Origin of the sequence: Xanthomonas sp. 3058, from assembly GCF_014199765.1 — a bacterium.
Classification (GTDB): domain Bacteria; phylum Pseudomonadota; class Gammaproteobacteria; order Xanthomonadales; family Xanthomonadaceae; genus Xanthomonas; species Xanthomonas campestris_B.
In genome coordinates this window covers 84,054-100,716 of the sequence record NZ_JACHOF010000011.1, presented here as the reverse complement: position 1 = coordinate 100,716, position 16,663 = coordinate 84,054, and the positions used below count along the sequence as shown (strand labels likewise).

Genomic DNA, 16,663 nt, shown 5'->3' with positions numbered 1-16,663 from the left:
TTACGCGGCCGGATTACTTGATCAGGCGCAGCGTGAACGGATAGCGGTAATGCTCGCCGTTATTGGCCTTGACCGCGGCCATGATGCACAGCACCAGGTTGGCGACCCACACCAGCGTCGGCACAAAGAACAGAATGCCGAACGACACCATGGCCAGGATCACCGCAGCCACGTACGCGATGATCACCGTGATCTGGAAATTCAGCGCTTCCTTGGCCTGATCGGTGGCGAACGGCTTGGACGGGCTGGCGTCCTTGCTGATCAGCCAGATCACCAGGGCGCCGATGACCGAGGTCAGAATGCCGAGCAGATGCGCGGCCAGCGCCAGGGTGCGCTCCTCCGACGGCGTGCTGGTGCCGGTCGGCGGCGGCGGCGGTGCGGTGTGTGTCTCGAAGTCGCTCATCCTGTCTTCCATGCATGGGTGTGGTGCGGCCGACTATAACAACGATTCAGGCTACGACCAGTGCAGGAAGACATGGTCTGGTTTGAGTCACCTACCACGGGCGATAGCACGCATCCTCCGTTTAGGCGATGACGCCAGCGAGAGTGTTGCGGCATGGCGCAGCGGTGTCGGGTTCGACCCGTTGTCGCTGCGACCTGGACAGGCACCCGCCGTGCGGCTGGGGCGGGGACGCGCTCGGCTGGCCGAACGCCCAGGCGGCGTTGCCACATCGCCCCGCCCAGCCCGCAGCCCGCCGACCATGCCCGTCAGGCATGGCAGACCTCAGACGGGGTCGCCGGTTCAGCTATCGCCGGCCACGGTCATGCGGTTGATCAGCACCGAGCCGATCTTGACGTGCGAGCGCGGGTCCACATCGTTACCGACCGCCTCGATGCCGGCGAACATCTCGCGCAGGTTGCCGGCGATGGTCAGGCCATCGACCGGATAGGCGATCGCACCGTTTTCGATCCAGAACCCACCCGCACCGCGCGAATAATCGCCGGTCACCGGATTGACGCCGTTGCCCATCAGCTCGGTGACCAGCAGACCGCGCGACATGCCGCCGATCAGCGCGGTCAGATCGCCCGCGTTGGCAGTGACCTGCAGGTTGTGCACGCCACCGGCGTTGGCGGTGGTCTGCAGGCCCAGCTTGCGCGCCGAGTAGCTGCCCAGCACATACCGCTGCAGCACGCCGTCGCTGATCAGTGCCGAACGCCGCGTGGCCACGCCTTCACCATCGAACGCGGCCGAGCGCAGGCCGCGCCGCAGATGCGGCAGCTCTTCGATGTTGAACCAGTCCGGGAACAACGTGGTGCCGACACTGTCGAGCAGGAAACTGGCGCGGCGATACAACGCGCCACCGGAGACGGCGCCGAGCAGGTGGCCGACCAGCGAACGCGCCACTTCCGGCGCGAACAGCACCGGCAATTGGCCGGTCGGCAACGACCGCGGTTGCAGACGTGCCAGGGTGCGTTCGGCGGCATGGCGGCCGATCGCGTCTGGCGCTTCCAGGTCTTCGCGTGCCAGCGCGCTGCTGTACCAGCCGTCGCGCTGCATGCCGTCGCCCTGGCCGGCGATCAGCGCGCAGCTGATCGAATGATGGGTACCGCGCTCGCGGCCGATGAAGCCATGCGAGTTGGCGTACACCGACAGACTGAGCCCGGTGCTGGCGGAGGCGCCGTCGGAATTGCTGATCCGGGCATCGGCGTCGCGGCCGGCGGTCTCGCAGGCCAGCGCCAGGTCCACCGCCGTGTCGGCGTCCAGCGCCCAGGGGTGCCAGCTGTCCAGCTCGGGGAAGTCGCGCGCCATCAGCTCCGGGTCGGCCAGGCCGGCGGCCACGTCGTCTTCGGTATAGCGCGCAATCGCGCAGGCCTGCGCGACAGTGGACTCCAGGCTGGAATCCTGCAGATCGGCGGTGCTCGCGCTGCCCTTGCGCTTGCCGAAGTACACCGTCACCGCAATGCCGCGGTCGCGGGTGGATTCGACCGTTTCCACATCGCCCAGGCGCACATTGACGTCCAGGCCGCGCTCTTCGCTGCAGCTCACTTCGGCCTGGGTGGCGCCGGCCGCACGGGCGCGCTCGAGCAGGCGTTGCGAGATATCGGTCAGTGCATCCAGGCGCTGCAGGCTGTCGTCGGTGACACGGGTTTCGGAGGAGAGTGCGTTCAATGCTTTATCCTTTGGATGCGGATCCGTCCGCGAAAGCCCGGCCATCATGGCCGGACTGTCTGAATTTGGATGCGGATCCTTCCGCAGAAAGCTCGGCCATCCATGGCCGCAGTGTCTGAATTTGGTGCGGAGTCTTCCGCCGGAGTCCGGCCGTTCGTGGCCGGAAATTTAACTAACCAAGTTTCGGGATGTAGTGGCAATGCGCGGACGCGATGAAGATACCGGTGAATTTCGTGGCGCCAGCCGCAGCCAGCAACGGCGCGAGGCGCTGGAAATTTTCGACCTGGGCGAAAAGCTGGTGGCGCTCACCCCGGCGCAGCTGGCCAAGTTGCCGGTGCCCGAGTCGTTGATCCCGCATATCGAAGAGAGCAAGCGCATCACCTCGCATATCGCGCACAAGCGGCAGCTGGCGTTTCTGGCCAAGCACATGCGCCGCGAGGACGACGACACGCTGGCAGCGATCCGCGATGCGCTGGATGCCAACAGCGACACCGCGCGCCGCGAAGTGGCCGCGATCCACCGCGTCGAGCGCTGGCGCGAGCGCCTGCTCGCCGAAGGCGACGTCGCGCTGGCCGAACTGCTGGAAGCCTACCCGGCCGCCGATCGCCAGCAACTGCGTCAGCTGGTGCGCAACGCGATCCACGAACGCGCCAAGAACAAACCCCCGCGCGCCTACCGCGAGCTGTTCCAGGTGCTGAGAGAGCTGTCTCAGGAGCCGGGATTGGAGAGTGGGGATTCGGGATTGGAAGACGGCGAACCGGCGTCGGACGGCGACGAATAGGGATCGGCCCGATCCATCAAACCAGGCAACGGCCATCCCAGCCGTTGCGATTCCCCGATCCCGATTCCCGAATCCCCTCCGCTGCACCGGCAAACCGCAAACGCCCGACGCACTGCTCCGCGCCCCTGCCGTTGCGATTCCCCGATCCCGATTCCCGATTTCCCTCCGCTGAACCGGCAAACCGCAAACGCCCGACGCACTGCTCTGCGCCCCTGCCGTTGCGATTCCCCAATCCCGATTCCCGAATCCCCTCCGCTGAACCGGCAAACCGCAAACGCCCGGCGCACTGCTCTGCGCCCCTGCCGTTGCGATTCCCCAATCCCGATTCCCGATTCCCCGCATCTCAGGCCTGCGTTCCGCCAACCGTAATACCGTCGATCAACAGCGACGGCTGGCCGACGCCGACCGGCACGCTCTGCCCGTCCTTGCCGCACACGCCCACGCCTTCGTCCAGCGCCAGGTCATTGCCGATCATGCGCACCTTCTGCATGGTTTCCGGGCCGTTGCCGATCAGCGTGGCGCCCTTCACCGGGGCGGTGACCTTGCCGTCTTCGATCAGGTAGGCCTCGGTGGCCGAGAACACGTACTTGCCGCTGGTGATGTCGACCTGGCCGCCGCCGAAGTTGACCGCGTAGATGCCCTTTTTCACCGAGCGGATCATCTCCTGCGGGTCGTGCTGGCCGGCGCGCATGTAGGTGTTGGTCATGCGCGGCATGGTCAGGTGCGCGAACGATTCGCGGCGGCCGTTGCCGGTCGGCGCCACGCCCATCAGGCGCGCGTTGTGGGTGTCCTGCATGTAGCCGACCAGCACGCCGTCTTCGATCAACGTGGTGCACTGCGTCTGCGTGCCCTCGTCGTCGATGTTGAGCGAGCCGCGGCGGCCGTCCAGGGTGCCGTCGTCGACGATGGTCACGCCCGGTGAGGCCACGCGCTCGCCGATACGGCCGGCGTAGACGCTGGTGCCCTTGCGATTGAAGTCGCCCTCCAGGCCGTGGCCGACCGCCTCGTGCAGCAGCACGCCGGGCCAGCCCGGGCCGAGCACCACCGGCATGACGCCTGCCGGCGCGGGGATGGCATCCAGATTGACCAGCGCCTGGCGCAGCGCTTCGCGCGCAAAACCTTCCGGGCGGCCGTCGGCGAACAATTCGGCGTAGCCATAACGACCACCGCCGCCGGAATAACCGGATTCGCGCCGCCCGCCGTGTTCGACGATCACCTGCACGTTCAAGCGCACCAGCGGGCGCACGTCGGCCGCCAGCACGCCATCGCTGCGGGCGATCAGCACCGTGTCCACGCCGCCGGACAGGCTCACCATCACCTGCTTGACGCGCGGGTCGGCGGCGCGCACGTACTGGTCGATGCGGCGCAGCAGCTCGACCTTGGTCGCGCTGTCCATGTCGTCGATCGGATCGGTGGCCGGATACAAGGCGCGGCCGCCGCCGCGCACCAGCGTGCGGGTGGATTGCGCGCCGCCGTCGCGCGAGATCGCGCGCGCGGACTGCGCCGCTTCCAACAGCGCTTCGCGCTGGATGTCGTCGGAGTAGGCGAAGCCGGTCTTTTCGCCGGAGATCGCGCGCACGCCGACGCCTTGTTCGATGGAATGCGCACCGTCCTTGACGATGCCGTCTTCCACGCTCCAGCTCTCGCGCCGCGAATGCTGGAAATACAGGTCGCCGAAGTCGATGCCCGGGCCCAGCAGGGCGCCGAAGGTGCGGTCGAGATGGCCGGTATCCAGGCCGGAGGGAAGCAGCAGCCGGGTTTCGGCCAGAGTGAGAGCGTTATCGGTCATGCAGTCAGGATGGGGCCCGCGCGCCGGGGAGACAAGTCGTTCGGCTGAACATGCCGCACGGCTATCATCGCGGGCCCATCGCCACGCCGACGCCCGCGCATGAAGCTCACTGCCCACGTCCTGGATGGCCACACGCTGGACATCCGCCCCGCCCCGCACGAGCGCGACTGGATGGACGCCACCGACCAACGTTATGCCTACCGCTGCCTGCCGCTGGCGATCGCCAACACGCATGGCTGGGAGCTGCTGTGCCAGGCCGGTTTCGAGGCCAGCTGGAACGGCAGCGATGGTCTGGATGCCATCCAGATCGCCGCCGATGTCGGCAGCGCATCACCGGCGATCAGCCATTTCGGCTACGGCGTGCTGACCTTCCACGTGCCGTGCCTGTTTCGTACCGACGCAGGCATGGATTTGTTCGTCACCGGGCCCTTGAACCGACCAAAGGATGGCATCGGCGCGCTGAGCGGCATGGTCGAAACCGACTGGAGCCCTTACAGCTTCACCATGAACTGGAAGTTCACCCGGCCCGGGCGGGTGCGCTTCGACGCAGGCGAGCCGTTCTGCCATCTGTTCCCGTTGCCGCGACAGCTGATCGAACAGGTGCAGCCGCAGTGGAAGCCCTTGTCCGAGGCGCCGGAACTGGCGCAGCAACATGCCGACTGGACGCGCAGCCGCGCCCGTTTTCTCGACGAGCTGCCGGATGCGCAATCGGCGGCGGCCCGCGAAAAATGGCAGCGCGGCTATTTTCGCGGTGTGGCTGGCGCGGATCGGCCACCCGTGCAGGGCCACCGCGCGCGCCTACGGCTGCCGATGTTCACGCGCGCCGACAGCGACGGCGACGGTCCGGTCGGTTGAGTCCATCAGCGCATCAGCGCACCCGGCACTCGATGCAGCGGGCCGACTGCCCGCACGAGGTGGAGAAGAGACGAAGTGGAGAACGCAGAGACCCGCCATCTGCGCGCAGCGTAGACGGCGTCCCCGCCACACACACGATTGAACGCGTCAGCGTGGCGATGCGCCCGATCTGGCTGGCCTGGCCGTCGGCGCCCCCGGTGCGGACGGCTTGCTCGGCGCACGTTCGCGCGCTTCGCGTTCCACCACATCCACCTGCGGATCCTTCCACGGCCCGGTGACGTGGTAGGTCTTGGCGCCAATCGCGCCCAGCGGTTTGCCGAGCACCGCATTGGCGGCCGCGCCCACCGCCGCGCCGACCGGCCCACCGGCCACCGCACCGACCACGGTCAGCAGATTGCCGGCCTTGGGGTTCACGTCCACGGTCTGGTCGAAGGTCTGGGCACGCAGGTCGGTCTGTCCGCGAATGCTGATGTCGGCGGCCGGGCCTTCGATGCGGATGGCATCGGTACGCGCGAAGCCGCCGCCAAAGCGGACCTCGCCGTCCAGCTTGTTGAAGGCCAGGCCCTTGGAGAAGAAGTCGCGGAAGTCGAACATCAGCCGACGCGGCAACTGCGCCACGCTGAGCAGGCCGAGCACCCGGCCGGCGCCGGGGTCCACTTCCAGCAACTGGCCGTTGCGCACGTCGACCGTGAGGTTGCCGTCCAGCGAGCCAAGCGCAAAGCCGGTCGGCGAACCCTGCCAGCCGGCATTGAGTTCCAGTTGGCCTTCGCCGCCGCGCAGCTGGCCGCCCAGGGTGAGGTTCTGCAACAGGTTGCCGAGGTTGCGGCTGTCCACCCGCGCCGACAGCCGGGTGCTGGCGGCATCGCCCTTGCCCCGCCAGGCGCCGGTCAGGCCGATGTTCTGGTCGTTGGAGCGCAATTGCAGCTGATCCACCTGCATGCCGTCGGTGAGCCGGCTGCTGCGTAACGTGGCCGTGCCCAGGGTCATCTTGCCGACCTGCAGGTCGTCGATATCCAACGCCAGCGGTGGAATCGACACCGGATCGAATTCGGCCACTGCACGCCGCGCCGGCTCCGGCAAGGCGCCGGCCAGCGGGTCGCCGGGTTCGGGCGCGGCCGGTTCGGCCGGTGCGGCCACCGGTTGCCAATGCACGGTGGCGAGCTTGCCCTGCACCACCGCGCCATCGGCATTGGGCACGCTGAGCTGGCCGGCGAGCGATGGGCCGTCCAAGGTCACCGCCACCGCATCGCGGGTGGGGCGCAGGCGCAGGCGCGTCTGCGGGAAGACGCCGCCGATCATCAGCAGCTTGTCCACCTGCACGTCCACCTGCTGCAGCGGTACCGCGTCCTTTTTCGGAATTGCCGGCTGGCCCGGCAGCGGCGGCATGTCCGGGACGTTGCCGCCACGCGCAAGGCCGATCCACTCGATCGCATCCAGCGAGGTGGTGCGGCCGACGACCACCAGTCCATTGGCCGGCGGACGCTCGGTCACGGTGTCGGTGCCCATCACCACGCGCACGCCGGTCTGGTTGCCCTGGCTGCTGGCCTTGAGCGCGACCAGCTTGCCGAACGCCACGTCGATATCGCCATCGCCGACCGGCAACGCGACCTTGACCCGCGTGTCCAAGGGCTGGGCGGCGGCCTTGTCCAGCGGCGCCGGCAGATCCAGGGTGGTGCCGATCAGTTCCGAGCGCAGACTCAGCAGCGCCTGCGCATCGGCTTGCCCCGGACGCGGCAGCGGTACATCCACCCCCACCTGCCAGGGCGCACTGCCATGCACGTACGGGCGCAGCCACTCCATCTGCGGGGCGCGGTCGAACAACTCACTGGCATCCAGGGTGGCGCCGAAGCGCGCTTCGAAGGCTTGCAGCGGGTCCTGCACGAAGTCGCCCGCGCGCAACGACAGATCACCGATGCGGCCCTGGTGCTGCACGCTCAGGTGCTCGGCAGCGAAACCGGTATCGCGGTACTCGGCCTGGCCGCTGACCTGGTCGAAGGCCAGATTCCAGCGCGCATCGGCCAGCTTGGCGCCCTGCAACGCCACCGTGCCCTGCAGATGGCCGCCCACGCCGTGCGTGCGCAACGGCCGCAGTAAATCGAAGCTCACCGTCGCCGGGCCGGACACCGCGATATTGCGCAGCGTGTCGCCATAGCGGCGCTCCAACGGACTCTTGCGCAGCATGCCCAGCAGTTGCGCGGCGTCGGCCTGGGTGGAAGCACGCACGTACAGCTCGGAGGTGGCGAAGCTGGGAATGCCGGCGTCCAGGGTGGCGATCGGCGCACCTGCCAGCTCGCCCTTGCCCTGCAACGAGAATCCGTTGCCGATGAAGCGCAGGTCGGCCTGTACCTGCTCCATCGCCGGCCACTCCGGATTGAAGCGGATCACGCCGTCGCGGATCTGCCCGAACGCTTCGAAGCGGCCGTCGTTGTGGTCGAACGGCCAGTCGTCCAGGTCGCCGCTGACCAGGCCGGTACCGCCGGTGACGACACCGCCGGCCACCGCCATGTCCAGCCAGTCGATCGCCGCCTTGCTCATCTTGGAGCGGATCCAGAACGTGCGCGCCACCGGCAAGGCGACATCGTCCAGTTGCGCGGCCAGCTGGATGCGCGGGCGGCTGCCATCGTTCTGGAACCACAACCCGCCGCGGACATTGGCGCCGTAGTCCTTGGCCTGTACACGCAGCGCTGGCGTGGCCACCTGCCAGCCGGCCCCCTCGCGCCAGCCGACGATCCGGCCGGCCAGTTGCACCTCGTGCACCACGCCGAAGCCGGTCGGCCAGTCGAACCGCAACGTGGCGTCCGGCGCGGTCTCCAGCTCGACCGCCTGCGCATCGCCATCGATCCGGCCGCGCAGGCCGCTGATGCCCGGCGAGTTGCCCACCGGCAGAAAGCCCAGCTCTTCGACCCGGCCCTGCACCCGCACCGCGCCGCCCTGCTCGCCTGCAACCTGCAGATCGCTCACCCGCACGTGCGGCCTGGACAGGCTCAGCCAGCGCCGCAGGCCAGGCGACAACCGCTCGCTCAGGGCCGCCGCGGCGATCAAGCCGGAAACGTCCATCTTCTGCGCCACCACCGCATAGCGGCGCCCACCGGCAATGCTCAGTCCGTCCAGCTGCTGCAGCTTGGCCGCCTGGCCCAGCCGCAGCAGCGGCGCATCCAGCCGCCAACCGCCGTCGATGGTCTGCCAGCGCGCACGCGCCTGCAGCCGTTCCCAGACCAGTGTGCGGCGCGCGGTCTCCTCCGGCAGCGCCGTACCGGACAAGCGCACTTGCTGCAGGTCGGCATCCACGGTGACCGCCGCGATGCGGCGCGCACGCAGCTGCGCCCACGCCTGCAGGCGTCCGCCACCGCCGTCCACGCGCATGCCGCCGAATTGCAGCAACGATGTCCATGCCGACAGATCGGCCGGGTCGGCCTGCGCGTAGGCATGGCCGTCGCCGCTGTCGCGATCGAACTCCAGCACGGTGGTCAACGGCGCACGCTGCAAATCGATCCAGCTGCGGCTGCCCACCTTCACCGTCGAGCCGCTGACGCGCAGGCGCAGGTCGATGCGCGGCAGCGTGGTGTCCAGCCCGATCGACGGGGCGATCACGTGCAAGCGCGCCTCGGCGACCTGGATCTCGCCAAGCCGGCGCAGCGACTCCAACGGGTCGGACCGCTGCCCGGCCGGCAGGCCCTGCACCGACCACACGCCGTCATCGCTACGTTGCAGCGTCAGCGCCAATCCGCGCAGGCGCACTTCGGTCAGCGAATGGCCGGGCAACAGGCCGGCATACATCGCCAGCAGGATTTCGGCCTGGCCCACGCGCACCTCGCCATGCGGGCCGATGCGCAAGCCATCCAACCGCAACAACGGACCGCGCCGGGTCCACTCGGTCTGCAGGCGATCGAAGGCGATCGGTTGGCCGGCGCGCGCGCTCAGCCACGCGGCGACCTGCTGCGGCCGCTGCTCGGCCAACGGCAGCGCCTGGCTGGCCGCACCCACCAGCAACGCGATCGCCACCAGCGCAAGCGCGGCGGCGGTGATCGCATAGCGGCGAAACAGACGGAGACGACGGCGCAGCGGGGTGGGCATCAGGGGCGGGGATTGGGCATTGGAGATTGGGGATTCGTCAAAGCAAGGCCGCACACGGTGCCTTCAAGCGCCATTATCGGACCACGCCACGCTACCAGAGCCGGCTTTGACCAATCCCGAATCCCGACTCCCTAATCCCGAACTCACAGCAGCACCACATCGAACTGCTCCTGCAGATACTGGTCGTCGGACTGGAAGCGGATGCTCTTGCCCAGGAATTCTTCCAGTTCGGCCACCGCTGCGGATTCTTCGTCGGTGATGCGGGCGACCACCTTCGACGAGGCGATCACCAGCAGCCGCGCGGCATCGAACTGGCGCACCGCACGGGTGATCTCGCGGAAGATCTCGTAGGTCACCGTTTCGGCGGTCTTGATGGTGCCGCGCCCGCTGCACTGGCCGCAGGTTTCCGACAACTGCCGTTCCAGGCTTTCGACGGTGCGCTTGCGGGTCATCTCCACCAGGCCCAGCGGCGAGAACTCGTAGACCGTGGTCTTGGCGTGGTCGCGCGCCAGCGCCTTCTCCAACGTGCGCAGCACCTGGCGGCGGTGCTCGGCATCGTCCATGTCGATGAAGTCGATGATGATGATCCCGCCCAGGTTGCGCAGCCGCAGCTGCCGCGCCACCGCCTGCGCGGCTTCCAGGTTGGTGCGGAACACGGTTTCTTCGAGATTGCGCTGACCGACGAACGAGCCGGTGTTGACGTCGATGGTGGTCATCGCTTCGGTCTGGTCGATCACCAGGTAGCCACCGGACTTGAGCGGCACCTGCTTGTTCAACGCGCGGCCGATCTCGTCCTCGACCCCGTACAGGTCGAAGATCGGCCGGTCGCCGGTGTACAGCTCCAGCCGCTCGGCCAGCACCGGCATGTACTTGGCCACGAACGCCTGCAGCTGCACGAAGGTCTCGTTGGAATCGACCTTGACCTTCTCCACGTCCTTGCGGATCAGGTCGCGCACCGCCCGCAACGGCAGGCTGAGGTCTTCGTAGATGATGCTGCACGGTGGCGCTTCGCGGCCGCGCCGCTCGACCACGGTCCAGACCCGCGACAGATAGGCGATGTCCTCGGCCAGCGCCTCGGCCGGCTGGCCTTCGGCGTTGGTGCGGATGATGTAGCCGAAGCCACCGTGCTGGGCGGAGACCTCGCTGACGATGGTCTTCAGGCGCAGCCGCTCGGCCTCGTCCTCGATCCGCGCCGACACCCCGACGATCTTGGACTGCGGCAGCAGCACCAGATAACGCGAGGGAATGCTGATCTGGGTGGTCAACCGCGCGCCCTTGGTGCCGATCGGGTCCTTGACCACCTGCACCACGATGTCCTGCCCGTCGCGCAGCAGCTCCACGATCGGCACCGAGGCAGCCGGCGGCGGCGGAATCGGGGTCTCTTCGGTATCCACCACGCTGGCCGGCGCCGGCGCCGGACGCACCACGTCGTTGGCGTGCAGGAACGCCGCGCGCTCCAGGCCCAGCTCGACGAACGCCGCCTGCATGCCGGGCATCACCCGCTGCACCTTGCCCTTGTAGATATTGCCGACCACGCCGCGGCGCCAGCCGCGCTCGATATGCAGCTCCTGCAACATGCCGTTCTCGATCACCGCCACGCGGGTTTCGCGCGGGGTGACGTTGACCAAGATCTCTTCCGACATCAATGCGCTCCGAAGGCTGTGAGCAACTGCGAGGTGTGATGCAGCGGCAATCCCATCACGCCGGAATAGCTGCCGGACAAATGGCTGATAAAACGTTCTGCGCGCCCCTGGATCGCATAGGCACCGGCCTTGCCCATGGGCTCGCCACAGGCCGCGTACGCAGTGATCTGCGCGTCATCGAGCGTATCGAAGGTCACCTCCGACACCACCAATGCCTGCGCCGGGGCGCGCTGTGCGCAGACTAGAACCACCGCCGTGAGTACCTGGTGGGTGCGCCCGGACAACACGCGCAGCATCGCGATCGCATCGTCGACATCGACCGGCTTGCCGAACACCCGCTCGCCCAGCACGACCTCGGTATCGGAGCCCAGCACGATCGCGCCGGGGTCGCGGGCCTGCACCTGCGCCAAGCCGGCGCGCGCCTTGTCCAGCGCGACGCGTTGTACGTAGTGCGCGGGCGATTCGTCGGCTGCGCGCAACTCGGGCACGTCCAGTTGCAAGGTCTGGAAAGGCACATCCAGGCGTTGCAGGAGTTCTTGTCGGCGCGGCGACCGGGAGGCGAGATAGAGCATCCGACCAGCATACCCGTTGCCTGTGCTCGCCCGCTTGCTTGCGCGGGCGACAGTGGTCGCGCTTGACTCACAAGCTGTTCATCGCGCTCACAACACGCTCGCCGCACAGACCAGGAGATCTTATGCGACCCACCCTCATGCCATTGTTGCTGGCCCTGTCCATCGCTGCCGGAACCGCCATGACCGCCCACGCCCAGACCGCTCCGAGTTACACCATTCCCAACGACGGCACCCTGCTCAACGTGTCGGCCGAGGCGGAAGCCAAGCGCGTGCCCGACATCGCCACACTGTCTGCCGGGGTGGTCACGCAGGCGGCCGACGGCAATGCCGCCATGCGCCAGAACGCCGAGCGGATGAGCAAGGTCATGGCCGCCGTGAAGGCCGCCGGCATCGCCGACAAGGACGTGCAGACCAGCGGCATCAACCTCAGTCCGCAGTACACCTACAAGGAAAACGAAGCGCCCAAGATCAACGGCTACCAGGCCAGCAACACGGTCAGCCTGAAGGTGCGCGACATCACCCGCCTGGGCAAGGTACTCGACGCCCTGGTCGCCCAGGGCGCCAACGACATCAACGGCCCGAGCTTTTCGATCGACCAGCCCGAACCGGTCTACGACGAAGCCCGCGTGGCCGCACTGAAGAAGGCCCAGGCCCGCGCCGAAACCTACGCCAAGTCACTGGGTCTGAAGGTGCGCCGCATCGTCAGCATCTCCGAAGGCCACAGCGGTGGTGGCGTGCGCCCGATGATGATGGCCGCCTCGCTGCGCTCGGCCAAGGCCGAAATGGATACGCCGGTTGCGCCGGGCGAAACCACGCTGTCGATCAACCTGGAGGTGACCTTCGAACTGGGGCGTTGATCGCCTCGCTCGCTGCGGCGACGTTTCAGACTGCCCTCTTCGGGGGCAGTTTTTTTTGCGCGCACGCAACGGACGTGGCGTCCGCCTTGCCGCTCGGCACGAGCTCATCGACAAGCGCCGGGCGCTCGCACTCTGCGGATCGGCCCGAGCCGATGCATGCGCCGGCGCCATGCCCGGCACTGCGAAATCGCTTGTGCCCCCGCCTGGGTCGCGGTAAACCTACGCTACCGGATGGAGTACTGCGTCCGGGTCGCGTTGGTCCTTTCCGCAGTTCCGTTCAGGAGGTGGATGATGGTTCGCACGCAGTCTCAGGTTTCTTTCCGCCCCACCGGCATTGACGCCTCGCGCGTTCTGGCAATGAGCACAGCGGTGGCCTTGCACTTGCTGGCCGGCGGTCTGTTGTTGATTCCGCTCTCGTACCGGTCGATTCCGCAGCCTCCCACGCCGAAAGAACGCTGGGTCATGCCCATCACCGTGCCGACGCCCCCTGTGCCGACACCGGTCTTTCCGATCGAGGTGAAGTTCACGCCGCCGACCACCGTGCCGGTGCAGCTGCAAGCGCCGGTGGTCAGTCAGCCGGCGGTGGTCGATAGCGCATCGCTTGCCCTGCCTGCGGTTGCCGACGCCGCGCCGGACAGCGCACCGGCCATTTCCGCACCCAGCGCGCCGGTCGAGGCAGGCCAGCTGCACTACCTGAGCTCACCGGCACCGAGTTATCCGGTGGCCGCATTGCGTGCCGAACAGCAAGGCACGGTGCTGCTGCGCGTGCTGGTCGCCACCGACGGCCGCCCGACCGAGGTCAACGTGCAGACCAGCAGCGGTCATCGCGCCCTCGATCTGGCGGCACGTAACCAGGTCCTGCGTCACTGGCGTTTCCAGCCGGCGATGCAGAACGGCCAGGCCGTGCAGGCGTATGGCCTGGTGCCGGTGAGCTTTTCGTTGAACTGAGCGCGATACGCGAATGCGGCGATTCGGCATGCGGGTCGCCGCATTCGAGCGTGACGCAGAGAGCGCCGACGATCTGCGTTTACACCAGACGACTCTTGGCTTGGGGGAAACGCCGACGACGGCGTGACGCCACAGGAGCGCGACCCCGGCTGCAGCGCGGCGCGTGTTCAACATGGGGATTGCACTGTCGGTGCAACGCCGCAATCGCCACGACCGGTAGAGCAGTCAGCATCTTGCAACCCTTGGAGGCGCGTGGCCGGCGAGCAGGGCGCGCAGACGTCTGTCATCGCGGCTTCGAGGATTCCACCGCCGCATGATGACGGCCAGCGCCGCAGTGGATGCAACTGCGTACGCGGTGCGCACCACTGACGCGCGGTGAAACTTACGCGCGGTGATACGGATGATTGGCCAGCATCGCCGCAGCGCGATACAGCTGCTCGGCGACGATCAGCCGCACCAGCATGTGCGGCAAGGTGAGTGGTCCGATCGACCAGCTTTCGCTGGCGGTTTTCAGCACATCGGACGCGTGACCTTCGGGGCCGCCGATCAGAAACGCCAGATCGCGGCCCTGCCCGCGCCAATATTCCATGCGCTGGGCCAGCTGTTCGGAACTGAGCGGGCGCCCTGGCACGTCGAGCGCGACCACATGCGCATTCTTGGGTAGCGCGGCGAGCACGCGGCGGCCTTCGTCGTCGATGGCGCGTTGCGCATCGCGGCCCTTGCCGCGCAGGCCCGGTTCGATCTCGACCAGCTCCAGCGGCATCCAGTGCGAGAGACGTTTCTGATATTCGGCGAAGCCCTGCGCCACCCAGGCCGGTGCGCGCTCGCCGGTAGCGATGAGTCGGCATTTCATCGCCACATGATATCCGCGTCACAGCCTCGGCAGTCCGTAGCGATTTGCCGTTGTGTGTCATCGCGTGGTTACAGCCGGCAATTAGTGTCACCCAACCACCCAGCCACGCAGGAGTCGTTCGATGCCGATTTTCGATCCCGCCCGCCGCCAGGTCCTCAAGGGCAGCGCCGCCGTCATGGCCGCCGGCGCCCTTGGCAGCTTGAGTGCGCTGCAATCACGCCAGGCACAGGCTGCAACCACCTCCTCGCCGCTGCAGCTTGCGCCGGTGCCCAGCCGCTACGGCCCGCTCGCGCCGGTGGCCGATCAGAGCACCGGGCTGCCGTTGCTGCAGCTGCCGCGCGGTTTCAGCTACCGCTCGTTCGGCTGGAGCGGCGATCGCATGGACGATGGCCAGCCCTGCCCCGACCGGCACGACGGCATGGCCGTGGTCGGCCTGCGGCGTCCGGATTGGCGCCCGGGCAGCGACCCGCTGCGCGGCCTGGAATACGTGCTGATCCGCAACCACGAACGCGGCGCCACCACGCCGCTGCGCGCGCCGGCCATGTACGACACCGGCATCGTCAGCGGCAGCCAGCAGGCCGGCGGCGGCACCACCACCTTGAGTTATGGCAGGCGCGGCTGGGGCAGCCTGGAGCCCAGCCTGGGCGGTACGTTGGTCAACTGCGCCGGCGGCCCCACCCCGTGGGGTACCTGGCTGAGCTGCGAAGAGATCAAGTCCGATGCGGTCTCCAGCACCGGTCACAAACATGGCTACGTGTTCGAAGTGGACCCGGACAGCCATCGCACCACCGGGCGTCCGCTGGTCGGCCTGGGCCGCTTCAGCCACGAGGCAGTGGCGATCGATCCGCGCACCGGCATCGTCTATCTCACCGAAGACGACCGCAACAAGGCCGGGCTGTATCGCTTCATTCCCAACGATCGTCGCGGCCGCAACGGCTCGCTGGAGAACGGCGGCCGGCTGCAGGCCGCGCGCGTGCGCGGGCAGCGCAACGCCGATCTCACGGTCGCCAGCATCGGTCAGCAGTTTCAGCTGGAGTGGGTGGATATCACCGAGCCCGATCTGGACAGCATCGTCGCACCGACCGGCTTCCCGGATATCGGCGCCAACGACACCTTGAGCGGGCCGTTTGCGCAGGCCTGGGCCGACGGTGCGCTGCGCATGAGCCGTGGCGAAGGTATCTGGTACAGCTACGGCAAGCTCTTCATCGTCGACACCAGCACCGGCGTGGATGCGCAGGGTCGCCGCGGTTACGGCAATGGCGCGGTGTGGGTGCTGGACCTGTTCACCCAGCGCCTGAGCGCGCTGTTCGTCAGCGGCAATCAGCTTGCGGCGCATAACCCGGACAACGTCACCGTCAGCGCGCGCGGCGGCGTGGTGTTGTGCGAAGACGGCGGCGAGAGTCCGGACGAATACGGTCCCGGTGCGCGACTGCTCGGACTCACCCGCAGCGGCGAATCGTTCTATCTGGCCAAGAACAACGTGCAACTCACCTCGCAGCAGATCGCCGATGCCGGCAAGACCATTGCCGAAGGCGATTACCGCGATACCGAGTTCTGCGGCGCGTGCTGGGATCCGCTGGCGCGCACCTTGTTCGTCAACATCCAGACACCGGGCATCACCCTGGCGATCACCGGGCCTTGGGAACGCGGGCCGTTGTAGGCGAGGTGCAGGAAAGCAGGCTTCAGGAAGACGCCAGCGGCGTAAGCCCGCCGCAATGATCGCCAGAGCCATGCGCGGCCGGACGGAGCAGGTGTCCGTCCGGCCGCCTCTTGAGGCGGCTGACGACATGCCGCACGCCAATGACACTGTATGAACACCTCGCACGCAGCTGCGGCGACGGCCCCCTAAGGCGTCTTGCGCGCGGCGCGCATGAACGCTGCGCACAGACTGCAGCCAGACGGATTCGTGGCGCGCGGTAGACGGCGATTGCGCTGCCCCGGGGCTGCCCGCCGATTCCGCGCAGCGCGCCGAGAACGCGGCGCGTCAACGCGCCCCGGATGGACGTGGCGCGCGTGGCGATTGCGGTATCCAGGTGCGTCCGTTCCAGGCAACGCGCCTGCGCATGTCGTGATCGCGCGACCGGCATGTCCATTGCTTGCGGAACGCGGAACAACTCACGCCGCGCGGCTCGTTTGCCGGCTGGCCTGCCAACTCACCGGAGAACTCGACACTCCGCGCGG

The 16,663-nt window shown here is 67.8% G+C and carries 12 protein-coding genes; 5 read left to right on the top strand and 7 right to left on the bottom strand.

What is annotated here, in order from left to right; genetic code table 11:
- Positions 1–13: 13 nt before the first annotated feature.
- Both GGR61_RS14405 and pmbA read right to left on the bottom strand, forming a co-directional pair.
- Entirely contained in the window at positions 14–403 is a 390-nt protein-coding gene (locus GGR61_RS14405) for a DUF4870 domain-containing protein (RefSeq protein ID WP_184406729.1), read from the bottom strand.
- Between the two features lie 339 nt (positions 404–742).
- Positions 743–2,110, bottom strand: a complete 1,368-nt coding sequence (pmbA, locus tag GGR61_RS14400; protein WP_184622182.1) for a metalloprotease PmbA — start codon at positions 2,108–2,110, stop codon at positions 743–745.
- 199 nt (positions 2,111–2,309) lie between these two features.
- Between pmbA and yjgA the strand changes: the two genes are divergently transcribed.
- Positions 2,310–2,891, top strand: a complete 582-nt coding sequence (yjgA, locus tag GGR61_RS14395) for a ribosome biogenesis factor YjgA (RefSeq protein WP_184622180.1) — start codon at positions 2,310–2,312, stop codon at positions 2,889–2,891.
- A 343-nt stretch (positions 2,892–3,234) separates the two neighbouring features.
- Here yjgA and tldD read toward each other — a convergent pair whose 3' ends face one another.
- The gene (gene tldD / locus GGR61_RS14390) at positions 3,235–4,680 is read right to left on the bottom strand and encodes a metalloprotease TldD (protein ID WP_184406726.1); all 1,446 of its coding nucleotides are present in this window, start codon (positions 4,678–4,680) and stop codon (positions 3,235–3,237) included.
- 99 nt (positions 4,681–4,779) lie between these two features.
- Between tldD and GGR61_RS14385 the strand changes: the two genes are divergently transcribed.
- Complete coding sequence (locus GGR61_RS14385) at positions 4,780–5,535, top strand: DUF6065 family protein (RefSeq protein ID WP_184622178.1); 756 nt, start codon at positions 4,780–4,782, stop codon at positions 5,533–5,535.
- Between the two features lie 147 nt (positions 5,536–5,682).
- Here GGR61_RS14385 and GGR61_RS14380 read toward each other — a convergent pair whose 3' ends face one another.
- The 3 genes from GGR61_RS14380 to GGR61_RS14370 all read right to left on the bottom strand — a co-directional run bounded on the left by GGR61_RS14380 (position 5,683) and on the right by GGR61_RS14370 (position 11,824).
- The gene (locus GGR61_RS14380; protein ID WP_184622176.1) at positions 5,683–9,609 is read right to left on the bottom strand and encodes a YhdP family protein; all 3,927 of its coding nucleotides are present in this window, start codon (positions 9,607–9,609) and stop codon (positions 5,683–5,685) included.
- A 143-nt stretch (positions 9,610–9,752) separates the two neighbouring features.
- Positions 9,753–11,252, bottom strand: coding sequence for a ribonuclease G (rng, locus tag GGR61_RS14375; protein WP_184622174.1), 1,500 nt, complete (start codon positions 11,250–11,252; stop codon positions 9,753–9,755).
- Complete coding sequence (locus tag GGR61_RS14370) at positions 11,252–11,824, bottom strand: Maf-like protein (RefSeq protein ID WP_184622172.1); 573 nt, start codon at positions 11,822–11,824, stop codon at positions 11,252–11,254. Before GGR61_RS14370 ends, rng begins: the two co-directional genes overlap by 1 nt.
- Before the next feature lie 122 nt (positions 11,825–11,946).
- Here GGR61_RS14370 and GGR61_RS14365 point away from each other — a divergent pair, with 122 nt between their 5' ends.
- On the top strand, positions 11,947–12,681 hold the full coding sequence (locus GGR61_RS14365; protein WP_184622170.1) for an SIMPL domain-containing protein: 735 nt from the start codon (positions 11,947–11,949) through the stop codon (positions 12,679–12,681).
- A gap of 288 nt (positions 12,682–12,969) precedes the next feature.
- Positions 12,970–13,629 carry an energy transducer TonB gene (locus GGR61_RS14360; RefSeq protein ID WP_184622168.1) on the top strand — a complete coding sequence of 220 codons (660 nt, stop codon included), beginning with the start codon at positions 12,970–12,972 and terminating at the stop codon, positions 13,627–13,629.
- A gap of 382 nt (positions 13,630–14,011) precedes the next feature.
- Here the strand turns inward: GGR61_RS14360 and rlmH are convergent, their stop codons facing one another.
- Positions 14,012–14,482 (bottom strand): 23S rRNA (pseudouridine(1915)-N(3))-methyltransferase RlmH, encoded by a 471-nt coding sequence (gene rlmH, locus GGR61_RS14355; protein ID WP_184406719.1) that lies wholly within the window; start codon positions 14,480–14,482, stop codon positions 14,012–14,014.
- A 121-nt stretch (positions 14,483–14,603) separates the two neighbouring features.
- On the opposite strand from rlmH, the gene GGR61_RS14350 reads away from it, so the two are divergent.
- Positions 14,604–16,142, top strand: a complete 1,539-nt coding sequence (locus GGR61_RS14350) for an alkaline phosphatase PhoX (protein WP_184622166.1) — start codon at positions 14,604–14,606, stop codon at positions 16,140–16,142.
- Positions 16,143–16,663: the final 521 nt, after the last annotated feature.

Excerpts from the sequence above, each read along its gene's own strand:
- GGR61_RS14405 (WP_184406729.1), bottom strand. The coding sequence starts at position 403 with ATGAGCGACTTCGAGACACACACCGCACCGCCGCCGCCGCCGACCGGC.
- yjgA (WP_184622180.1), top strand. The coding sequence starts at position 2,310 with ATGCGCGGACGCGATGAAGATACCGGTGAATTTCGTGGCGCCAGCCGC.
- tldD (WP_184406726.1), bottom strand. The coding sequence starts at position 4,680 with ATGACCGATAACGCTCTCACTCTGGCCGAAACCCGGCTGCTGCTTCCC.
- GGR61_RS14385 (WP_184622178.1), top strand. The coding sequence starts at position 4,780 with ATGAAGCTCACTGCCCACGTCCTGGATGGCCACACGCTGGACATCCGC.
- GGR61_RS14380 (WP_184622176.1), bottom strand. The coding sequence starts at position 9,609 with ATGCCCACCCCGCTGCGCCGTCGTCTCCGTCTGTTTCGCCGCTATGCG.
- rng (WP_184622174.1), bottom strand. The coding sequence starts at position 11,252 with ATGTCGGAAGAGATCTTGGTCAACGTCACCCCGCGCGAAACCCGCGTG.
- GGR61_RS14370 (WP_184622172.1), bottom strand. The coding sequence starts at position 11,824 with ATGCTCTATCTCGCCTCCCGGTCGCCGCGCCGACAAGAACTCCTGCAA.
- GGR61_RS14365 (WP_184622170.1), top strand. The coding sequence starts at position 11,947 with ATGCGACCCACCCTCATGCCATTGTTGCTGGCCCTGTCCATCGCTGCC.
- GGR61_RS14360 (WP_184622168.1), top strand. The coding sequence starts at position 12,970 with ATGATGGTTCGCACGCAGTCTCAGGTTTCTTTCCGCCCCACCGGCATT.
- rlmH (WP_184406719.1), bottom strand. The coding sequence starts at position 14,482 with ATGAAATGCCGACTCATCGCTACCGGCGAGCGCGCACCGGCCTGGGTG.
- GGR61_RS14350 (WP_184622166.1), top strand. The coding sequence starts at position 14,604 with ATGCCGATTTTCGATCCCGCCCGCCGCCAGGTCCTCAAGGGCAGCGCC.